The organism is Christiangramia sp. 3-2217-3z (assembly GCF_051195275.1).
GTDB lineage: Bacteria > Bacteroidota > Bacteroidia > Flavobacteriales > Flavobacteriaceae > Christiangramia > Christiangramia marina.
In genome coordinates this window covers 607,091-626,518 of the sequence record NZ_JBNJLI010000001.1, presented here as the reverse complement: position 1 = coordinate 626,518, position 19,428 = coordinate 607,091, and the positions used below count along the sequence as shown (strand labels likewise).

The following is a 19,428-nucleotide window of genomic DNA, read 5'->3' as shown; positions in this document are numbered from 1 at the left end:
ATTAAAATTCATCTGTCACGCATCCTTCTGATGCTGATGCTACTGTTTTTGCGTATTTATAAAGCACACCTCCTTTTGCTTTAAAAGCGGGTGCTTTCCATAATGTTCTTCTCTTACTTATTTCTTCATCACTCAAATGAGCTTCGATCTTATTTGTTTCGGCATTGATACTTATTTCATCGCCATCCTTCAGCAATCCAATTAGTCCGCCCTGTTGTGCTTCCGGAGTGATATGCCCCACTACGAATCCATGAGTTCCTCCTGAAAATCTACCATCGGTGATCAAAGCCACGTCCTTACCCAGACCAGCTCCCATAATTGCTGAAGTAGGCTTTAGCATTTCTGGCATTCCAGGACCACCTTTAGGACCTTCATATCTAATAACGACTACATCACCTTTCTTCACCTTTCCAGATGAAATACCTTCATTGGCATCGTATTCACCATTGAAAACTTTCGCTTTACCGTGGAATTTCAAACCTTCTTTTCCTGTTATTTTTGCTACGGAACCTTCCTGAGCGAGATTCCCGTAAAGTATTCTAATATGCCCGGTTGCTTTGATAGGTTTCTCCACCGGGTGTATTACATCCTGATCAAAAGGCATAGGTTCTACCTCTTCAAGATTTTCTGCTATAGTTTTGCCGGTTACGGTCATACAATCCCCATGAAGTAATCCTTTCTCCAGCATGTATTTCATGACGGCTGGGATTCCACCAATCCTGTGGATATCTTCCATAAGATATTTACCACTAGGCTTGAGATCAGCCAGAAACGGTGTTTCTTCACAAATTCTTTCAAAATCCTTTAATCCGAAATTGATTTCCGCAGCTTTAGCGATCGCTAGGAAGTGAAGTACCGCATTGGTAGAACCACCAAGTACGGTCAATAATCTTATGGCATTTTCCAGAGATTTAGCAGATACGATATCTTTAGGTTTAAGATCTTTTTCGAGCAACAGTTGCATAGCTTCACCAGCTTTTACACTTTCCTGAATCTTTTCAGGACCGGTTGCGGGATTAGAGCTATTAAATGGCAGACTCATTCCCAGAGCTTCAATTGCTGAAGCCATCGTATTTGCTGTATACATACCACCACAAGCGCCGGCACCAGGACAGGCTTTTTCGATAACCTGTTGATACTCCTCTTCCTGCATTTCTCCGGAAACCTTGGAACCCCAGGCTTCAAAAGCCGAAACCACGTCCAGCTTCTTCCCATTATGACATCCAGAAGAGATCGTTCCTCCATACACTAATACTGAAGGTCGATTTAATCTTAGCATTGCCATGAGTGCACCCGGCATATTCTTGTCGCAGCCAACTACAGTTACAAGTCCGTCATAAGACATTCCGCTAACCACCGTTTCCATGGAATCTGCAATTAGATCCCGTGAAGGAAGAGAAAAACGCATTCCTGGAGTTCCCATTGAAATTCCATCACTTACACCAATCGTATTAAAAATTAGTCCGTTTATACCTGCTTGTTGCGTTCCTTTTTTAACCTCTTTTGCAAGGTCATTAAGATGCATGTTACAAGGATTACCTTCATACCCGGTACTTCCTATCCCTACGAATGGTTTTTTAAGATCTTCCCTACTCAATCCAATGGCGTGAAGCATGGCCTGGGAAGCTGGTTGAGAATCACTTTGCGTTATGGTACTGCTATATTTGGTGTTCATTAAATTTCAATTCTGTTCTGTAAGAATTAAAAATACTGGGAATCGAACACCTTAGGTCGTGATATTAAATGACTGAATGAACGCTAATTGAAGAACTAATCACCTATATAGTTGAATTACAGTTGTTTAAATAGCATTTGTTTACGATCCCTAGAACTATTCCTGTGTAGAAATTAATATTACCAGAATAAAAAAAGCCACCAGTTATGGTGGCTTCGTGAGCTTATGATAAAATGGAATGTCGGAATTTTTTAGAACAAAATTTCCAACACCGCCACAACGAATTTTTCAACAATACTAATCATGGTTTAAAACTAATAAAAAGTTCTAAAACCTCCTCAATTTCAGCTGAATATTCTATTTTTTTCTTCGTAAAGAATATAGATCCTTTCTTCTGTCTTTCATATTTCGAACACTTCCGAAATTATGTAACTCTTTTAGTAGATCCAGATCGACATCTACCAGTAAAGTACTTTCAGTATTTGGAGTAGCTTCCGCTTTGATTCCGTTTACAGGAAAAGCAAAATCTGAAGGGGTTAATACAGCACTTTGAGCGTACTGAATATCCATATTATCTACCTTGGGCAAATTTCCAACAGACCCGGCGATGGCAACATAACATTCATTTTCCACTGCGCGTGCCTGAGCGCAGATCTTTACGCGAGAATATCCATTCTGCGTATCGGTCATGAATGGTACAAATAAAATATTCATTCCTTCCTCGGCAAGTAATCTTGAAACTTCAGGAAATTCAACATCATAACAAATTAGGACTCCAATTTTCCCACAATCGGTATCAAATGTTTCCAGTTTATTACCGCCTTTCATTCCCCAGGCAGATTCCTCTGCTGGCGTGATATGCAGTTTTTCATAGCGTTCGTAGCTTCCATCCCTTCTGCAAAGATATCCTACGTTGTACATATGCTCACCTTCTGGCATTGGCATACTTCCGGTAATGATATTAATGTTGTAGTTGATCGCGAACTCCCGGAAGGTTTCCAGCAATTTTTCGGTATAATCTGATAACGCACGAATAGCTTCCGGCTCAGAAAGATGATTGAACTGGGCCATTAATGGTGCATTAAAAAGCTCCGGAAAAAGTATAAAATCACTCTGATAATTACTTACTGCATCCACAAAGAATTCGATTTGGGAAACTAGCGCTTCATAATCTTTGAACAAACGCATCTGCCATTGCACAAGCCCAAGTCGAACCACCGTTTTAGTAGTATTTACCAGTTTTTGAGGTTTCGAATAATAGATATTATTCCATTCCATTAAAGTCGCAAATTCCTTGGATTCATGATCTCCGGATAGATATCCCTTGATCACTTTCTTTACGTGAAAGTCATTACTTAACTGAAAGGATAGTACAGGATCGTGAATTTCCTGCAATTTTACTTTCTCGATATAACGCTTTGGAGTTAACTCATCTGCATATTTTGCGTAATTCGGAATTCTTCCTCCAAAAACGATTGCTTTCAGATTCAAATGTTCACATAATTCTTTTCGAGCTTCATAAAGTCTTCGACCCAATCGCATTCCGCGGAATTCGGGGTGAATAAATACATCGATTCCGTAGAGAACATTCCCGTTTTTGGTATGCGTGGAAAAGTTTTCTCCCCCAATGATCTCCTCATAAGTGTGATTATCATCAAACTTGTCATAATTTACGGTAATTGAAAGCGCACAACCCGCAATTCGATTATCTATAATGATACACAACTGGCCTTCCGGAAACTTAGTGATCAAGGTTTTAATTTCAGCCTTGCTCCAGTATTCATCGGGCATAGCCTGGTAACTTTTAACCATGGAAATCTTCAATTCCTCGTAATCCTTAACCTGTAAGTTCCGAAGTTCTATTTTTGCTGAATCTATCACGAATATTTAATTTGAAAGTACGAAGATACTGCAGTTCGAGAATTATGTAATGACGTAAAGCTGCTTTTGATATAAAGTATTCTTAAATTTTTAGATCTTGAAATACCCTTCTTTTATAGCAACCATGACCAGGCCTACTCTACTCTTAACCCGTAACTTATTGAAAAGGCTCTCCCGATAATTTTCTACAGTTTTAGGACTAAGATTCATTTCTGAAGCGATCGCTTTATAAGTAAGCTCACTACAGGCGTAATATAAAAATTCCTGCTCCCTGCCAGTAAGTACTTCATACTTCTCAGCTTTTCCTTCATTTCTATAAGCTTCAGAAATTAGCTGATTCGTATAATAACCAGTATCAACGATCCTGTTTAAGGCGAGTTCAAATTCATCTGGATCTATATCCTTCAGAAGATATCCTCGAGCACCGAGTTTCAACATCCTGATGATCGTTTCATCTTCCTGATCTACAGTCAGAGCAAGAACTTTTAGATCTGGCTGATGTTCTTTTAACCAGGTCATTGTTTGCAGACCATCCATTACTGGCATTCTCATATCCAGAAGTAAAACATCTGGAAGTTCCAGGTCACTTTGCACATGGTCTACAAGCTCCTGACCATTTTTAAAATAATCAAGCACCCGGAAACCGTCGAACGAATTCACCAGAACGCGAAGTGAACTTGCGAACAGCTTATGATCATCGACTATGCTTATACTTTTAGACATTGCTGGTTATTTGAATAGGATAATTTAATTTCAGCGAAGTTCCTTCTCCAACTTTACTCTGGATATCAATTTTAGCATTTATAAGCCTGGCCCTGCTATACATATTAATTATTCCGGAACCTTTTTCTACTTCAGTATCATCGAAACCTTTCCCGTTATCTCTAGCATGAATCTGCAGTGAATCTTCCAGGTAGTTTAATTGAACTTCAAGTGAAGAGGCTTCAGCATATTTGATGACATTATTAAAAAACTCCTGCATAATCCGGAATATAATGATCTCACTTTCAGGCCTAATTTCTCTGGCCTCACCTTTAATTTCCAATTCTGCCTGCAGGATATCCATACGATTATAGCGCTCCAGCTCGTCGCGAACAGACTTGTGCAACCCGGTTGTATGAATTACTTCGTTATTTAGCGTCCTGGAAAGTGAACGCACTTCATTTAAAGAATTAGCCACCAGGTCTTTGATCTCTGTAACCGCTGGAGCGGCATCCTCTTTAGATCTCTTTAAAAGTATGTTCAACTGGATACTGGCCACAGATAGTAACTGACCAATATTGTCGTGGAGTTCCCAGCTTACATTCTTCAATGTAGCTTCCTGTATCTCGATCTTTGTATTATTGAGTTCAATTAAAAATTGTTGTTCTGCCTCAAATTTCTCCTGTAAGATCTTATTCTTCCGCTTTTGATAAGTGATCACAAAAAAGACGATGAATACGGTGAGTAGTACGATCACCAGTATAAAATAGAGAATTAGAATGATCTCTTCTTTCCGAAGCATTTCTATGGGATTTTAAATACTGGCAGGCCTTATTTAGCTGTTAGAATTAAACATTAATTCTAAGCTAAGATATCAGTTTTTCTTCCATTCCTCAAAGTTACCAGAAAACCTATGATAAAGATTCCGTATAAATAAATATTCCCGTACCTGAGAATACGCGCATAAAATTGTACAAATTCCATATTACCTTCATTAAAATATCCTCCATAAATATTAATAGGTGCAATGCATAACTCGTATAGGATGAGCCCTACCGCGATATAGAAAATGACATCTGACTTAAATTGAAGAATTTCATCTGTACGAAGCATTTGAATCAGGTAAGCCATGATACACCCCACAAGAAAGAATGTTCCAAATATGATGACCGTATAGTCATATTGATATAAATAGTTACCAAAACTTCCAAAACATAGTACACTGTAGATCACAAAGGCCCATTTTAGCTTAGCCAGGATCTTCCTTAGACTTTGACTTTCAGGATGGTTTAACTGTAAAATAAATAACTGCCCCAGCACAAAATACTTTATGACATAGAAATTATTATAATACCAGAAATTACGTGCAAAAGCAGTGTCTTTTAAAAATGGTGCCAACTGGTAATTATCATAATATGCCCAGATTGGGTACATGCCCAGCAGGTCATAGAAAAAATTGAACCATAGGAATCCAACAAAAATTTTTACACCAGTTCTTAAATTCCGGGCTTTGATGAGGTGTAATGTTCCAGCACAAGCCGCAAGGAATTCCATAAGATATCCTATGTATAGCTTGTTTTCAATAATGAATTTTATCACAGAAAATCCTAGCCTTTATATGGTAAAGGAGGCCACATACCTCCTACAGTATTCATTGGTTCAATTTCATCATTTTCGAGGTAATCTCTCCCAGAACCATCTTCCTCTTCAGCTTTCATTTTACGCGTAGCTGAGAAAAAAACGGTGTTAAGACTAGGTTTATCGCCATCAGCCTGATAAGCTCCGAGCCAGACATTGATTCCAGGCCTTTCCGCATTATTCTGATTAGATTGTTCCCGAACGTAGTTGATATATTCCTGAAGTTCTTCAAGATCAAAATGGAACTCACAGGTATCCTTATGTTCTTTTCCATTCGTAGTAACTATAGATCTGGTTTCACGCCATTCCTTTTGAAGTTCTTTAGCTTCCTGGACAGTAATGCACTTATTTGGTGGATTCACGATGATAAGGGTTTGATTTGCTGGCTCTAAAATATAATTTCTAAAAATAAAATCGAGTTTATCTACAAGAAAGGGGAAAATTCCCCTACTCTACAGCCACTACTGTATCTATATTTGTAGAGTCATTTTAGTTTATCTAGAATGTTTTGGGGACAAAAAAAGTGTCAATCATAGTTTAGTTGTAGTTCTGAGTAGGGTCTTTTCTATAGCATTAATAAACTTAGTTGGCACTTTTTGCTATTTAAAGAAATCATCTTTTTCTATAAAATTGTACAGCTTCACCAGGAATTTTTTGAGAGAGTACCTGGATTCCATATTCTGATAATTGTAAAACCCTTGGATAACCTCCCGTAGTTTGACAGTCTCTCATAAGCACAATCAGTTTTCCTGATGGAGTGAGTTGAACGCTTCCCGGCATGACCGGGGAGGTATGAATGCCTTTGAGATCATTTTGGATAGATTCTTCAAATTGTACAGCCATACGGTTGCTGTCTCCATGTACCTTAAATTTCTTCTGAAAAATTAGTTTCTGCAAAGATTCTGGTAGTTTTCCAAATTCTGGACCTTCATAAGTTTCGATCATTTCTGAGTTGAGATAATCTGTATCTAACTGAATAGCTGAATGAGAAAAACTTTTGATAGCTTCTGAAGCTTGATAATGTAAAAGCTGGTTCTTCTGAAGTCGATGATTTCCTGTAACAGCTTCGAACCAACTTCGACTTCCCAGAATTTCCGGAGATTGAAAACCATTTTTAATCGCAAGGTAGGATCGGAATCCAGATTTTCTTTTTCCGAAGGATAGAATATCTCCGGCCTTAATTTGATAAGCTGTATTTAGATCGATCTTCAAATCGTTAATCTTCGGACTGAGATTTGCTCCTCCTATGCAAATATTTGTAGCTGCATTGAATTCAAGAACAGGTCCAATAAATGTTATTTCCAGCACCGCATCATTCTCAGAATTCCCTAGAATTAGATTGCAAATTTTGAAGGCATATCTATCCATAATTCCACTCTCAGGAACACCATATTTTCTCGATCCAAATCTTCCGAAATCCTGAATCGTGGAAAATAATCCCGGCTGCTTAACAACTACTTCACCCATTGGATTTGATGATTTCGAATTCATAAATTCCTTGCTTAACCTCTTCCTCAATTTGGAAATATTCCGAATTACTTACTGGATGAAATTGGACAAAATCTCCGGCAACAAACGGACTGGGAATTTTGCTTTTCGCACTGAAAAGATCCAGGGGTGTTCGACCAATAATTTGCCATCCACCCGGACTCTCTTGCGGATATATTCCGGTTTGATCTTCTGCAATTCCCACGCTACCTTTTGTTACAATTTTACGCGGAGTGTTTTTTCGTGCCGTTGCAATTTTTTGATTCAATCCACCCAGGTATAAAAAGCCCGGTAAAAACCCGGTAAAATAAACAAGGTATACTGGAGTGGAGTGAAGGGAAATCAGCTCTTCCTTTTTTATGTTTTTAAGCTCGGCTACATCATTTAAATCTGGAGCATATTCTGCTTCATAGCAAACAGGAATCTTGAAAATTCGCTTGTCGATGTTTTTTGATATATTCGTAGCTCTAAGAGCATTGGAAACGACTTTTAACTCACTATAGACATCTCTTATAGCTGAAGGATAACTTATTAATAACGAGTCGTATGTATTAGTTATTTCAACCTTCTGTTCAAGCTTTATTTTTGATAGCGTAACTTTTGCCTCCAGTATAGTTTGAAGTATTTTTTCTGAAATTTCCTGAGGGAATTCTATCAGAATTCCGCGATCTCCCATTCTCGAAATACTCTTCCACTTCATCGGTCTTACGATTTAATATAGATGTTTTCTGCAGCTAATTTACGTTGTAAATATTGTAGAATTTGCACCGCCGAAGGGGTATCAGAATGCACGCAAAATGTATCTGCATAAGCTTTCAAAAATTCCCCATTCTTCAATATTATCTCATTCAGCTTATAGATTCGCCAGACATGATCGAAAACCAGTTCCTCATCTGTAATGATGGCATGCGATTTTGACCGGGAAACAAGTGCGTAATTTTTTTCATAATTGCGATCTGCAAAAGCTTCATGAAAGAGTTCAAATCTACCTAAAGCAAGTTCTCCAAGTTGGGAATTGAGAGGCACGAAGAGCCTTAGATCATCTCCAAAATCTTCAAGACTTTTCACTACTATCTCGGAAATATTCCTATCCTTAGCAGCGTCATTATAGAGAGCACCATGCAGTTTCACGTGACTTAGTTTCCCTCCTTCAGATTCCACAATTTGCTTCAGACTTAGTACCTGTCCTTCAATAGAAAGTTTCAATTCTTCAGCAGTCATTTCCATATGATTTCTTCCGAAGTTTGCCCGGTCTGGATAAGACGGATGCGCTCCAATTTCCACGTTATTTTCAAGAGCCAGCCTTACAGTTCTATGCATCGTTTCGAGGTTTCCAGCATGCCCTCCACAGGCAATATTGCAAGCAGAAATATGTGGCATTAACTTTTCGTCAAACTCTCCACCTTCTCCAAGATCACAATTTATATGGATAGTTTCTTTTGTCATAGATTCTGTATTACAGTGTAAATTGATTTCGCCCCGAGGAATATTGCCAGGGCAATTACCAAGATACCAATTATGTTTTGAAAGGCTGAATTTCTGAATTTCCCCAAAATTGATTCCTGATTGACGATCCATAAGAGAAATATCGCAATGACAGGAAGCGCAATTCCATTTGCCACCTGCGCAAACTGAATGATCTCGACCGGTTTTATCCCCAGGGAACTAAACAATACACCAAGGATAATTATGCTCATCCAAACTGCTTTAAACCTCCAATTGGCCATTCCGCCCTTCCACCCAAGACAACCCTTCACAACATATGCCGCCGCCAAAGGGGCTGTTATGGACGAGGTGATCCCGGCTGCCAGTAATCCGATTGCTAAAAATGTAGTGGCCATATTTCCAAACAATGGCTCCAGTCCTACTGCCAGACCAGCTACATCATCAATGGAGCTCAATCCGGATGAAGCTGCGCATATTAGGATTGCCATGGAAACCAGGCCACCCAGAATAATCGAAAATACTAGTTCACTCTGTACAGTTTTAAGATGATTAACGCCAGTCCATTTCTCACCAACCAAAGATGCATGCAAAAAAAGATTGTAAGGCACTACGGTAGTTCCCACCAATGCGATGATTGTTAGAACTTCATCACTTATGGAAGTCGGCACAAAGCCTCGAAGAATTCCAGACCAGGATGGCTGGGTAAGAAAAGCTGTGATAATGAATGCCAGGCTCATAAAAACTACCAATCCTATAAATACTTTTTCCAGCTGCTTATAACTTCCGAGGTAAAGCAGTAGAAATGCGGAACCTCCAATTATAAAACTCCAAAGATTGATGACATTTCCAGAAATTGATATTTCCTCAATAGGCATGATACTTTGCACACCCATGACCGCACCAGATATATTCCCAGCTTCGTAAGCTGCATTTCCAATTACAATTGCAGAAAAAATTAGAATTAGCGCTACTAAGCGGAGTACCGGAGAGGTTATGGATTGTCGTATGGAATCACTTAGACCTTTGCCCGTTACCAAACCAAGCCTGGCAGACATTTCCTGCAATACGATACAGGCAATAATTGAAACCAGTAGAGCCCATAGCAGACTATAACCAAATTCCACACCTGCAAGACTACATACGGTAACGGTTCCAGGACCAATAAATGCAGCAGAAACAAGGATTCCAGGACCTAGATTTCTGAAGAAGTTTTTCATTTTTCGGGTTGCTTTCCAGATTCCTGCAAAGCATAAATCGCAAACGTACCCAGCCAATGACCACCTTCATAAGCGTCACCGGATACATTTGGAAAAGAATAGGCCACATGCTCATTAGCGAGAGCTCGTAAATGACCGAATTTTTCAGGATATTGATTAGCAAGACCAGAGAAAATCCACGCTCTGCTGAAGTTAAGACCATCAAGATGAACTAGTTTACCATCAGTCCTATCTGAAACTTCACCAACTTCCATCTCAAAATCTTCGTTTTTCAATTGTGGCATAAAATCTTCTATCCAAAGGTTAAAAGCACTTTTTGGAAGAACTCTTCTCATGATATCCACTTCTGCCAGGCAGGGAGAAATAAAGTCGTATCCTCCTGGTTCCCAGCTTACCGGGCAGTTGTCGTCATTCAGGAAAAAACTCTGTGCACTTTTCTTGACCACTTCTATTAATTCCTGGTTTTCGGTTGCTTCTGCATAATCATATGCAAAAGTAAGCCCGAATGCAGTATTGGTATGCTCTCCTACTCTTACCGGGTAATTTAACTTCGGAAGGAATTCAATGAATCGCGTCGTTATTAAATCTGTAAGTGGTTGAAGATTTGCGGCAAGTTCCTTTCCAAGAGGATCTTCCCAGGACTTAAGCTCCTGTGACAACTTCAGCAACCATGCCCAGCCATAAGTACGTTCATATGCTGTACTTTCTTTACGATTGAAGTATGCAACCTCTCCTTCAATATTTTCTGAAGAGAGAGAGGTTTTCAATTTTTCACGAATCTCTTCATTCTTCTCTAGATCCGGGAATTGCTTCAACAAACTCACCAATGACCAGTGTGCGTGAACAGACGAATGCCAGTCAAAACACCCATAAAAGGCTGGATGTAAAGCTTTGGGTTCGTCCATCGCCTCTGCATTTTCGAGAGTTTGTCCCAATTTATTAGGGTATTCTGTGTTTAAACAACTTAATGGTAATTCCGCAAGATTATTGGCTTCAGTAAGATTTAATGTTACTTTATCGGTGGTTTTGAGTGCATCTGGCAGGATACTCTCAGTTATTAAACTGTCAGTATCTCCAGAATTTTCAACAGGATCTTCTGAATTTCCTTTACAGGATAAAATAAGCAAACATACGGAGGCTAAAAGAAGTTGTTTCATTGGTTGTAATTGCGTCTCTTTCGGTGAATTTCGAAATTTACAGATTGATTTAGTAGGTTTTATCCAAAAATATAAAAAACAGGCAAAGGTTTCGTTAATTAAAACTCAAGATATTAACCCAGCCATCCTTCCCTGTCCAGACTTCTATATTGTATAGCTTCACTAATATGTTCTCCCTGTATTTGAGAACTACCAGCCAGATCTGCAATTGTTCTGGAAACTTTTAAAATACGATCATAAGCCCGGGCAGAGAGATTTAGTTTTTCCATTGCCGTTTTCAATAAAGTCTTCGACGCATCATCCAATTGGCAATGCTCTCTTATCTGCCTTGGACCAATCTGGGCATTGTAATGAACATTTTCGAGATCCTTAAATCTTTCAGATTGGATGCTTCTGGCCTTGCTAACTCTCTCCCGAATAGATTTACTGGATTCACCTTTTCTTTCTTCACTTAACTTATCAAATGGAACCGGAGTCACTTCTATATGAATATCGATTCTATCAAGTAACGGTCCGCTAATTTTGCCCAGGTATCGTTGCATTTCATAAGCAGATGAAGATACAGGCGCATCTGGATCATTGAAATAACCGCCTGGGCTTGGGTTCATACTGGCGACAAGCATAAAACTGGAAGGATAGGTAACGGTAAACCGAGCTCTGGAGATGGTAACTTCGCGATCTTCCAGAGGTTGGCGCATAACTTCCAATACACTTCTTTTAAATTCTGGCAGCTCATCCAGAAACAGCACGCCGTTATGAGATAGCGAGATCTCACCCGGTTGTGGATATCCACCCCCGCCAACAAGAGCAACATCAGAAATTGTATGATGCGGACTCCTGAATGGTCGTTGAGCCAGCAGGCCAACATTATCTTTGATTCGGCCGGCCACACTATGAATTTTAGTTGTTTCCAATGCTTCCTGCAAAGTCATAGGCGGGAGGATGCTGGGCAACCTTTTGGCAAGCATGGTTTTTCCCGCACCCGGTGGACCTATAAGTATAATATTATGGCCTCCCGCAGCAGCGATCTCCATACATCTCTTGATTGATTCCTGGCCTTTCACATCGGCAAAATCATGCTCAAGATTGTCAAGATCTTGGAAAAAAGTTTCCCTGGTATTGATGATCGTAGGCTCCAATTGCTTACCTGAATGAAAAAAATCGATAACTTCCTTGATGTTACTTATTCCGAATACATCCAGACCTGAAACGATCGCTGCTTCTCTGGCATTTTGCTCAGATAGAATGAAACCCTTAAAACCTTCTTTTTTAGCCTGTATTGCTATTGGGAGTGCTCCTTTGATGGGTTGAAGGCTGCCGTCCAGAGATAATTCGCCCATTATGATATACTCTGAGATATTGATCGCTTTTATTTGCTCAGATGCGGCCAGAATGCCCATGGCAAAACTAAGATCATAAGCTGAACCTTCCTTTCTTAGATCGGCAGGTGCCATGTTTACGATGATCTTTTTCCCTGGTAGTTTGTAACCGTTATTCTGAAGGGCAGCAGTAATGCGGTAGCTGGACTCCTTGACTGCATTATCTGGTAAGCCAACGAGATGGTATCCAATACCTGAGGCAATATTGACCTCGATAGTGATAGTGGTGGCATCCACACCAAAAACAGCACTTCCATAAACTTTTACAAGCATAAAATCACTTAAAATGTAGGGTCGTTAAACGCCGCTAAATGTACATTTTAAACTTATATGTCATACATCTCCAATGGGTTGTATCGCCAAATTTTTCATAAAAAAAAAGACCCGCTATCTGCGAGTCTTTTTAATTTTTGAAAATGAGTTGTATTATTTACCGATCACATTTTGACGGTAATATTCAATTAATGCATCAATAGGTCTTCTTACGATATTTCCAACTTCGATCCCGTAAGGTTGCAGAACTGCCTTAATAATATCCTGACTGAAGTATGCGATAGAACCTATAAAATGAACAGGAACAGAAGTCACCTGTGGGTAGCTCATCACTCTTGAATGAACAAAATCTGAAAGGCCTTCGTGTAGCAACTTATAGAAGTAGCCATTACGCTCATTCGTAAAAATAAATTCTGCGAAATGTGCCAGATATGTATTAGGGTTGTCCTTACGATAAAGGTTCATCTTAATCGTATCTGAATTGAGATCGAACTTTTGCTCAAATTTTTCAGCAATCTCAGGAGGCATTCTTTTGTAGTAATAATCGCGGATCAGTCTTTTTCCGAAGTAATTACCACTGGCTTCATCCATTAGAATATAACCGAGAGATGCAACTGCCTGAGTGATATTTTTACCATCAAAATAACAGCTGTTGGATCCGGTACCAAGTATACATACGATACCAGGCTCGGTAGTCGCAGCATAAACAGCTGCTACCGTATCTTCCATCACTTTTACTTCATCTGCATTCGTGAAATAGTTCGCGATAATACTTCTAAGAAGTTCAGTGGGAGTTGGTGTACCGCAACCGGCACCATAAAAATGTACTTTTTCGATCGTATCTCTTACTTCTGCAAGTTCAGGATTTTCAGCAAGACGTTCTTCAAGAACAGCTTCCTTAAAAACAGCAGGATTCAAACCTTTACTTCTGGTTTTGAAAATCTGCTCACCTTCATTGTTCAGTAAGATCCAGTCACATTTAGTGGACCCGCCATCGGCAATCAATATCATGTTCTGAGATGGATTAAATTGAAAAGAAAGCAGTTCAGCTGTAACACCGAACTGCTATTTAGTTTTATTCAGAATAAATTATAGTGAAGCTACGTGAGCTGCAAGATCTACAAGCTTGGAAGAATATCCATACTCGTTATCGTACCATGCAATTAGTTTGAAGAACTTGTCATTAAGTTCGATACCAGCACCTGCATCAAAATTACAGGTATGTGGATCTGAAACGTAATCCTGGCTTACTACTTCTTCTTCAGTATAAGAAATTACACCTTTGTAATCTCCTTCAGCAGCCTTTTTAAAAGCAGCTTTAATCTCTTCGTAACTAGTAGACTTTTCAGTTTTAACAGTAAGATCCACTACAGAAACATCGGTAGTTGGAACTCTAAATGCCATCCCAGTAAGTTTTCCTTTTAGAGAAGGAATTACTTTAGTTACCGCTACTGCAGCTCCAGTTGAACTTGGGATGATATTCGCCATTGCGCTTCTTCCTAGTCTGAAGTTTTTCTTAGATGGAGAATCAACCGTAAATTGAGTAGATGTGGTTGCGTGAACAGTCGTCATTAATCCTTCTACAAGACCAAACTCATCATCAATCACTTTTGCAAGCGGTGCAAGACAGTTAGTAGTACAGGAAGCATTGGAAACAATATTCTGATCTGCCTTTACATCCTGGTGATTAACTCCCATTACGAACATTGGAGCGGTTTTAGAAGGAGCTGAAATTACAACCTTTTTAGCACCAGCATCAAGGTGAGCCTGTGCGTTGTCAAGATCTGTAAAGATTCCTGTACAATCCATTACTACATCGACTCCTGCATCACCCCATTTAAGGTCTGCTGGATTTTTTTCTGAAGTAACTCTAATTTTGTTTCCGTTAACGATAAGACTTCCGTCTTTTACTTCAACAGAACCTGCGTATTTTCCGTGAACCGAATCATACTTCAGTAAATATGCCAAATGATCTACATCAAGAAGATCGTTGATAGCTACAACTTCTACTTTTTCGCTTTGCGCCGCAATTCTGAAAGCAATTCTTCCAATACGACCAAATCCATTAATTCCAATTTTAGTACTCATTTTCTTTGGTTTTTAATTATACCGAAGTGATGTCTGCCACCCTCCGTAATTCTTTATCTATTTTTGCTTCACCTTTAATAGCCGTTAGTAAATCTACATATACGACTTTCTGGTGGTGAATTCCTACCATGATCTCAGTTTCTCCGTTCATCAAGGCTTCTACTGCTCCCACTCCTAGCTTACTAGCCAGAACACGATCAAAACAACTTGGAGAACCTCCACGCTGTATATGACCTAAAACAGAAACTCTAACTTCGTATTCATCGAGATTCTCTTCTATAAATGAGGCGAGTTCGAAAATATTCTTCCCGCTCTTATCTCCTTCTGCAACCACGATGATACTGGAAGTTTTACCAGTTTTTTTGCTCTTTCTTAGTGAATCCAGTAGTCTTTCTACTCCAAGGTTTTCCTCAGGGATCAAAATTTCTTCAGCACCAGCACCAATACCACTATTTAAAGCAATATCACCAGCATCACGTCCCATCACTTCCACTAAGAACAACCTGTTATGGGAACTTGCCGTATCACGAATCTTATCGATCGCCTCAACGACTGTATTTAAAGCAGTATCGTAACCCAGGGTAAAGTCGGTTCCATTAATATCATTATCGATGGTCGCAGGAATTCCTACTACCGGAAAACCAAATTCTTTACTGAATAGTTGTCCTCCAGTAAAAGTACCATCTCCACCAATTACGATAAGTGCATCTACATTGTTTGCTTTAAGATTATCGTAGGCTTTTTGACGACCTTCTTTAGTCTGAAATTCTTTGGAACGGGTAGACTTCAAAAAAGTTCCTCCTCTATTGATTATATTTCTAACTGAACGTGCATCAAGTGGTTCAAAATCTGCTTCGATAAGACCTTGATACCCACGAAATATTCCTGTACATTCAAGATCATGATATGAACAGGCACGAACAACTGCTCTTATAGCAGCATTCATTCCCGGAGCATCTCCTCCGGAAGTTAGAACAGCGATGTTTCTAATTTTTTCGACCATTACCCTCAAAGCTAACTTCTTTCAAACCAATTACCTAATTTCGGAAAAAACTAAAACGTTTTCGGTTAATAACTAATAAAAAAAGCCACAATAATGTGGCTTTTTTCAATTTATTGGCAGTTTAATTACTTATTTATCAAAATTCGGTATTCCCAGCCTTTAAAACTCATCTGTTGATCTTTGGTCAGTTTCATTTCAGAATCGTTCATATAATCGATAAAATCACCTTCTATTTCTGCTGAAAATTCTACAGGTTCGGCAGTCATATTTGCTATATAATAAAGAGTTTCTCCATTCTTCTCTCTTTTGAACGCCAGCACCTTTTCATTTGCAGATGTTGCAACATCATTATAAGAGGCAGCCGACTTCCCTCCATGCAATGCCACACTGGAAGTTTTTAATTCGCCAAGTTTTTCAAGTATTGGATATACTTTGCCTTTTTTCTTCGGAATAGTATCTTTTACAAAGAACTCCAGTCTTTTATTCATGTCGTATTCCTGTCCGCTATAAATCAAAGGCATTCCCGGTAAAGTATAGATCATGGCCAGCATCGCTTCCGAAGCATCTCCCATTCTTTCTTCTACGGTTCCAGCCCATGAATTCTCATCGTGATTTGTTACAAAATTCATCAGGTAATCATCTTCCTGAAATGTAGAATCCACTTTTTCCATATAATCATCCCAGTCTTTGGCAGTTTTATCTCCCTGCGCAATGCTATTCATGATATGGTGTCCTTCCCAGTTATATCCCATTTCAAAAGCATTGTGGAATAATTCTTTAGGACTTTCTGCTTCAGCCAGCATAAAAACCGGTTTAATTTCACGCAATTCAGCAGCAATATCTTCCCAGAAATCTGTAGGAACCGAGTGTGCAGCATCTGCACGGTACCCATCAATATCGTGTTCCTCGATCCAGAAAATCATGTCTTTTTTCATCGCTTCTCTTAAATCTTCGTTGTCAAAATTTAGATCGGCAACATCTGTCCAGCCCCATGGTTCTCCAGTTGCATCATTGATAGGATCTGTGATCTCACCCTTATCATTTTTAGTATAATATTCAGGATGCTCCTCGATCCATGCATGATCCCAGCCGGTGTGATTCGCCACCCAGTCAAGAATAACGAACATATCATTATCATGAGCAGTTCGAACCAGTTCATCAAAATCTTCCATGGTCCCAAAATCTGGATTTACCGCCTTGTAATCTGAAATTGCATAATAGCTTCCAAGATACTTTTTACGCTCTTCCGGATCTTCAATATCCTCAATGGATTTATCTCCGGTCGCTTTCCTTTTCTTCATGGAAATAGGATACATTGGCATTAACCAGATCACTTTTACTCCAAGTTCTTTAAGCTGCGGAATATCCTGGGTGAAAGCATCAAATGTACCTTCTGGCGAGTATTGCCTGATATTCGCTTCATAAATTATAGCCGACTCCAGCATATCGTCATTCACTGGTGCCAGTGAATCTTTTGCGGTTTCATTCTCTGCATTCTTTGGCTGATTTGTTTCATTTTTACAGGAAACAAAGAGAATCATGAGAGCCAGTATAAAGGTTATTTTCTTCATGTGTATTAGTTTGAATTATTCATTTTAGTTGTAAAAAAATAGGCCCCACGTGATGGAAGCTCCAGGCTTTTATCCCAGGTCATTTTTTCGTTGGTCAGAAGGTTTTGAAACTGCATTCCTTCAAGTTCAAGTTCAGCAAACCTGGAAAGATCAAGATCAACAGATTCTTCATTTTTATTGAGGATTAGCACGATCGTCTCACCTCCCGAAGTTCTTGAGAGCAGGTAAATTTTATTTTGTGGTGTAAAATGCACCAGATTTCCTTCCTGGATGGCTTTACTGGACTTTCTGTAATTCAGTAAAGTTTTTAGAAATTTCTGCATTTCTTTCTCTTCTTCGGAAAGTCCTTCGCCGGTAAACGCATTCCTGTCGCTATCTTTCCAGCCACCGGGAAAATCGGTTCTAATAAGACCATGATCCCCTGGTTTTGCAGTATCATTCATAAGAATCTCAGTTCCGTAGTAAATTTGGGCGATACGCGGAAGGCTAAGAATGTAACTAAGCGCCATTTTCGTATTTTCCAAATCTTCATTAAGCTGAGTATAGATCCTGCTCATATCATGATTATCTGGGAAGATCATAATATTTTCAGGTGAAGCATAGGCAAAATCGTTCGCCAGCCCATCGTATAAACGTTGTAATCCTGTGTCCCAGCCAGATTCCTCATTCAATCCTTTTACGATATTGCTTTGCATGGCAAAATCCATCGTAGATTTCAGATTAGAATCATATCCATTTTCAATACCATCCTGCCAGTAACGAATAAGCAGTGGGTTATTGGACCATTCTTCTCCAACAATGTTGAAGTTCGGGTATTCCTTCATGATGGCTCCGGCCCATTCACTCATAAATTCCATATCTGGATACGGATAGGTATCCTGCCGAATTCCTCCCAGCTTCAAAGTTTCCACCCACCAAATGTTGTTCTGAATAATATATTTAGCCAGATACGGGTTCTTTTGGTTCAAATCTGGCATGGTTTCCACAAACCAACCATTGCTCATCACCTTTTTATCTGCTTCGGAAGCATATAGATCCTGGTTAGCAGTTCTACGGTGATTAGAGTAAATCAACTCTTCATCATTTTCAAACTTTTCCTGGTAGTTGATCCAGACATTAAATGGAAGATCATCCATCCACCAATGCTCAACGCCCGTATGGTTCGCGACCATATCCATGATCAATTTGATACCTCTTTCGTCTGCCTTTTGTGCAAGTTCTTTATATTCTTCCAGAGTTCCAAAACGCGGATCTACCTTATAGAAGTCGGTCATCGCATAACCATGGTAAGAGCCGGACTTCATGTCATTGATCAACAATGGAGAAGACCAGATAGCGGTAAATCCCATGTCATCGATATAATCAAGATGATCTATGATTCCCCGAATATCGCCGCCATGACGGGCGTAATCATCCTCGAGATCAATTGTTTTCTCGTTAAGACTTTCGTCCACATCATTACTATAATCACCATTAGCAAAACGGTCTGGCGTGATCAGATAGATTGCATCAGTGTTGTCGAATCCTACGAAATCTTCAGCCGCCTGTTCACGTTCTTTTAATTCGTAATCAATTACTTCAGAAGAACCATCTTCAAACTTAAAATTCAGCTTCATGCTACCGGGCTTGGCAGCTTCAGTAATTACAAGATTTACAAATAAATAATTCGGACTATATGCTTTTTCTGTTCCCAGCACTTGAACTCCCTGGTAATTTGAAGATACTTCCGCAGCACCAACATTGCGTCCGTAGAGCATTAACTGCAAACTGTCCTGTTCAAAACCTGTCCACCAGTTTGGTGGTTCCACGCGCTCGATTTGAGCAAAAGCCTGTAGCCCGATAAGCAGACCACAAAGCAATAAAATTTTTCTCATATGTTTTCAATAAAAAAAGGCTCCCTTCCTGAAAAG

General features: G+C 39.4%; 17 protein-coding genes. All 17 read right to left on the bottom strand.

Going from position 1 to position 19,428, the window contains the following annotated elements; all coding sequences use genetic code 11:
- Nucleotide 1: 1 nt before the first annotated feature.
- A complete protein-coding gene (gene ilvD / locus ACSHZO_RS02970; RefSeq protein WP_298246577.1) occupies nt 2-1,675 on the bottom strand; it encodes a dihydroxy-acid dehydratase in 1,674 nt (557 codons plus the stop codon).
- Between the two features lie 357 nt (nt 1,676-2,032).
- A complete protein-coding gene (locus ACSHZO_RS02965) occupies nt 2,033-3,556 on the bottom strand; it encodes a bifunctional GNAT family N-acetyltransferase/carbon-nitrogen hydrolase family protein (RefSeq protein WP_295180317.1) in 1,524 nt (507 codons plus the stop codon).
- A gap of 90 nt (nt 3,557-3,646) precedes the next feature.
- Complete coding sequence (locus tag ACSHZO_RS02960; protein ID WP_298246576.1) at nt 3,647-4,279, bottom strand: response regulator transcription factor; 633 nt, start codon at nt 4,277-4,279, stop codon at nt 3,647-3,649.
- Nucleotides 4,272-5,060, bottom strand: a complete 789-nt coding sequence (locus ACSHZO_RS02955; RefSeq protein WP_298246575.1) for a sensor histidine kinase — start codon at nt 5,058-5,060, stop codon at nt 4,272-4,274. Before ACSHZO_RS02955 ends, ACSHZO_RS02960 begins: the two co-directional genes overlap by 8 nt.
- Nucleotides 5,061-5,119: 59 nt before the next feature.
- Nucleotides 5,120-5,857, bottom strand: coding sequence for a hypothetical protein (locus ACSHZO_RS02950; RefSeq protein WP_298246574.1), 738 nt, complete (start codon nt 5,855-5,857; stop codon nt 5,120-5,122).
- Nucleotides 5,858-5,865: 8 nt separating this feature from the next.
- A complete protein-coding gene (locus ACSHZO_RS02945; protein ID WP_298246573.1) occupies nt 5,866-6,258 on the bottom strand; it encodes a hypothetical protein in 393 nt (130 codons plus the stop codon).
- A gap of 250 nt (nt 6,259-6,508) precedes the next feature.
- Nucleotides 6,509-7,387 (bottom strand): biotin-dependent carboxyltransferase family protein, encoded by an 879-nt coding sequence (locus ACSHZO_RS02940; protein WP_298246572.1) that lies wholly within the window; start codon nt 7,385-7,387, stop codon nt 6,509-6,511.
- Nucleotides 7,356-8,084: a 5-oxoprolinase subunit PxpB gene (gene pxpB, locus ACSHZO_RS02935; RefSeq protein ID WP_298246571.1), complete on the bottom strand. Its 729-nt coding sequence runs from the start codon at nt 8,082-8,084 to the stop codon at nt 7,356-7,358. Before pxpB ends, ACSHZO_RS02940 begins: the two co-directional genes overlap by 32 nt.
- A 5-nt stretch (nt 8,085-8,089) precedes the next feature.
- Nucleotides 8,090-8,830: a 5-oxoprolinase subunit PxpA gene (gene pxpA, locus ACSHZO_RS02930; protein WP_298246570.1), complete on the bottom strand. Its 741-nt coding sequence runs from the start codon at nt 8,828-8,830 to the stop codon at nt 8,090-8,092.
- Entirely contained in the window at nt 8,827-10,047 is a 1,221-nt protein-coding gene (locus ACSHZO_RS02925) for an Nramp family divalent metal transporter (RefSeq protein ID WP_298246569.1), read from the bottom strand. Before ACSHZO_RS02925 ends, pxpA begins: the two co-directional genes overlap by 4 nt.
- Nucleotides 10,044-11,204 carry a DUF2891 domain-containing protein gene (locus ACSHZO_RS02920; protein ID WP_298246568.1) on the bottom strand — a complete coding sequence of 387 codons (1,161 nt, stop codon included), beginning with the start codon at nt 11,202-11,204 and terminating at the stop codon, nt 10,044-10,046. The genes ACSHZO_RS02925 and ACSHZO_RS02920 overlap by 4 nt, the downstream gene beginning before the upstream one ends.
- A 113-nt stretch (nt 11,205-11,317) precedes the next feature.
- Nucleotides 11,318-12,856 carry a YifB family Mg chelatase-like AAA ATPase gene (locus ACSHZO_RS02915; RefSeq protein ID WP_298246567.1) on the bottom strand — a complete coding sequence of 513 codons (1,539 nt, stop codon included), beginning with the start codon at nt 12,854-12,856 and terminating at the stop codon, nt 11,318-11,320.
- 153 nt (nt 12,857-13,009) lie between these two features.
- Nucleotides 13,010-13,867 carry a BadF/BadG/BcrA/BcrD ATPase family protein gene (locus tag ACSHZO_RS02910; RefSeq protein WP_298246566.1) on the bottom strand — a complete coding sequence of 286 codons (858 nt, stop codon included), beginning with the start codon at nt 13,865-13,867 and terminating at the stop codon, nt 13,010-13,012.
- Nucleotides 13,868-13,945: 78 nt separating this feature from the next.
- Nucleotides 13,946-14,944 (bottom strand): type I glyceraldehyde-3-phosphate dehydrogenase, encoded by a 999-nt coding sequence (gene gap, locus ACSHZO_RS02905; RefSeq protein ID WP_298246565.1) that lies wholly within the window; start codon nt 14,942-14,944, stop codon nt 13,946-13,948.
- 16 nt (nt 14,945-14,960) lie between these two features.
- A complete protein-coding gene (gene pfkA / locus ACSHZO_RS02900; RefSeq protein ID WP_295181026.1) occupies nt 14,961-15,947 on the bottom strand; it encodes a 6-phosphofructokinase in 987 nt (328 codons plus the stop codon).
- A gap of 125 nt (nt 15,948-16,072) precedes the next feature.
- Nucleotides 16,073-17,518, bottom strand: coding sequence for an alpha-amylase family glycosyl hydrolase (locus ACSHZO_RS02895; protein ID WP_298246564.1), 1,446 nt, complete (start codon nt 17,516-17,518; stop codon nt 16,073-16,075).
- Between the two features lie 5 nt (nt 17,519-17,523).
- Nucleotides 17,524-19,392: a glycoside hydrolase family 13 protein gene (locus ACSHZO_RS02890; protein WP_298246563.1), complete on the bottom strand. Its 1,869-nt coding sequence runs from the start codon at nt 19,390-19,392 to the stop codon at nt 17,524-17,526.
- Nucleotides 19,393-19,428: the final 36 nt, after the last annotated feature.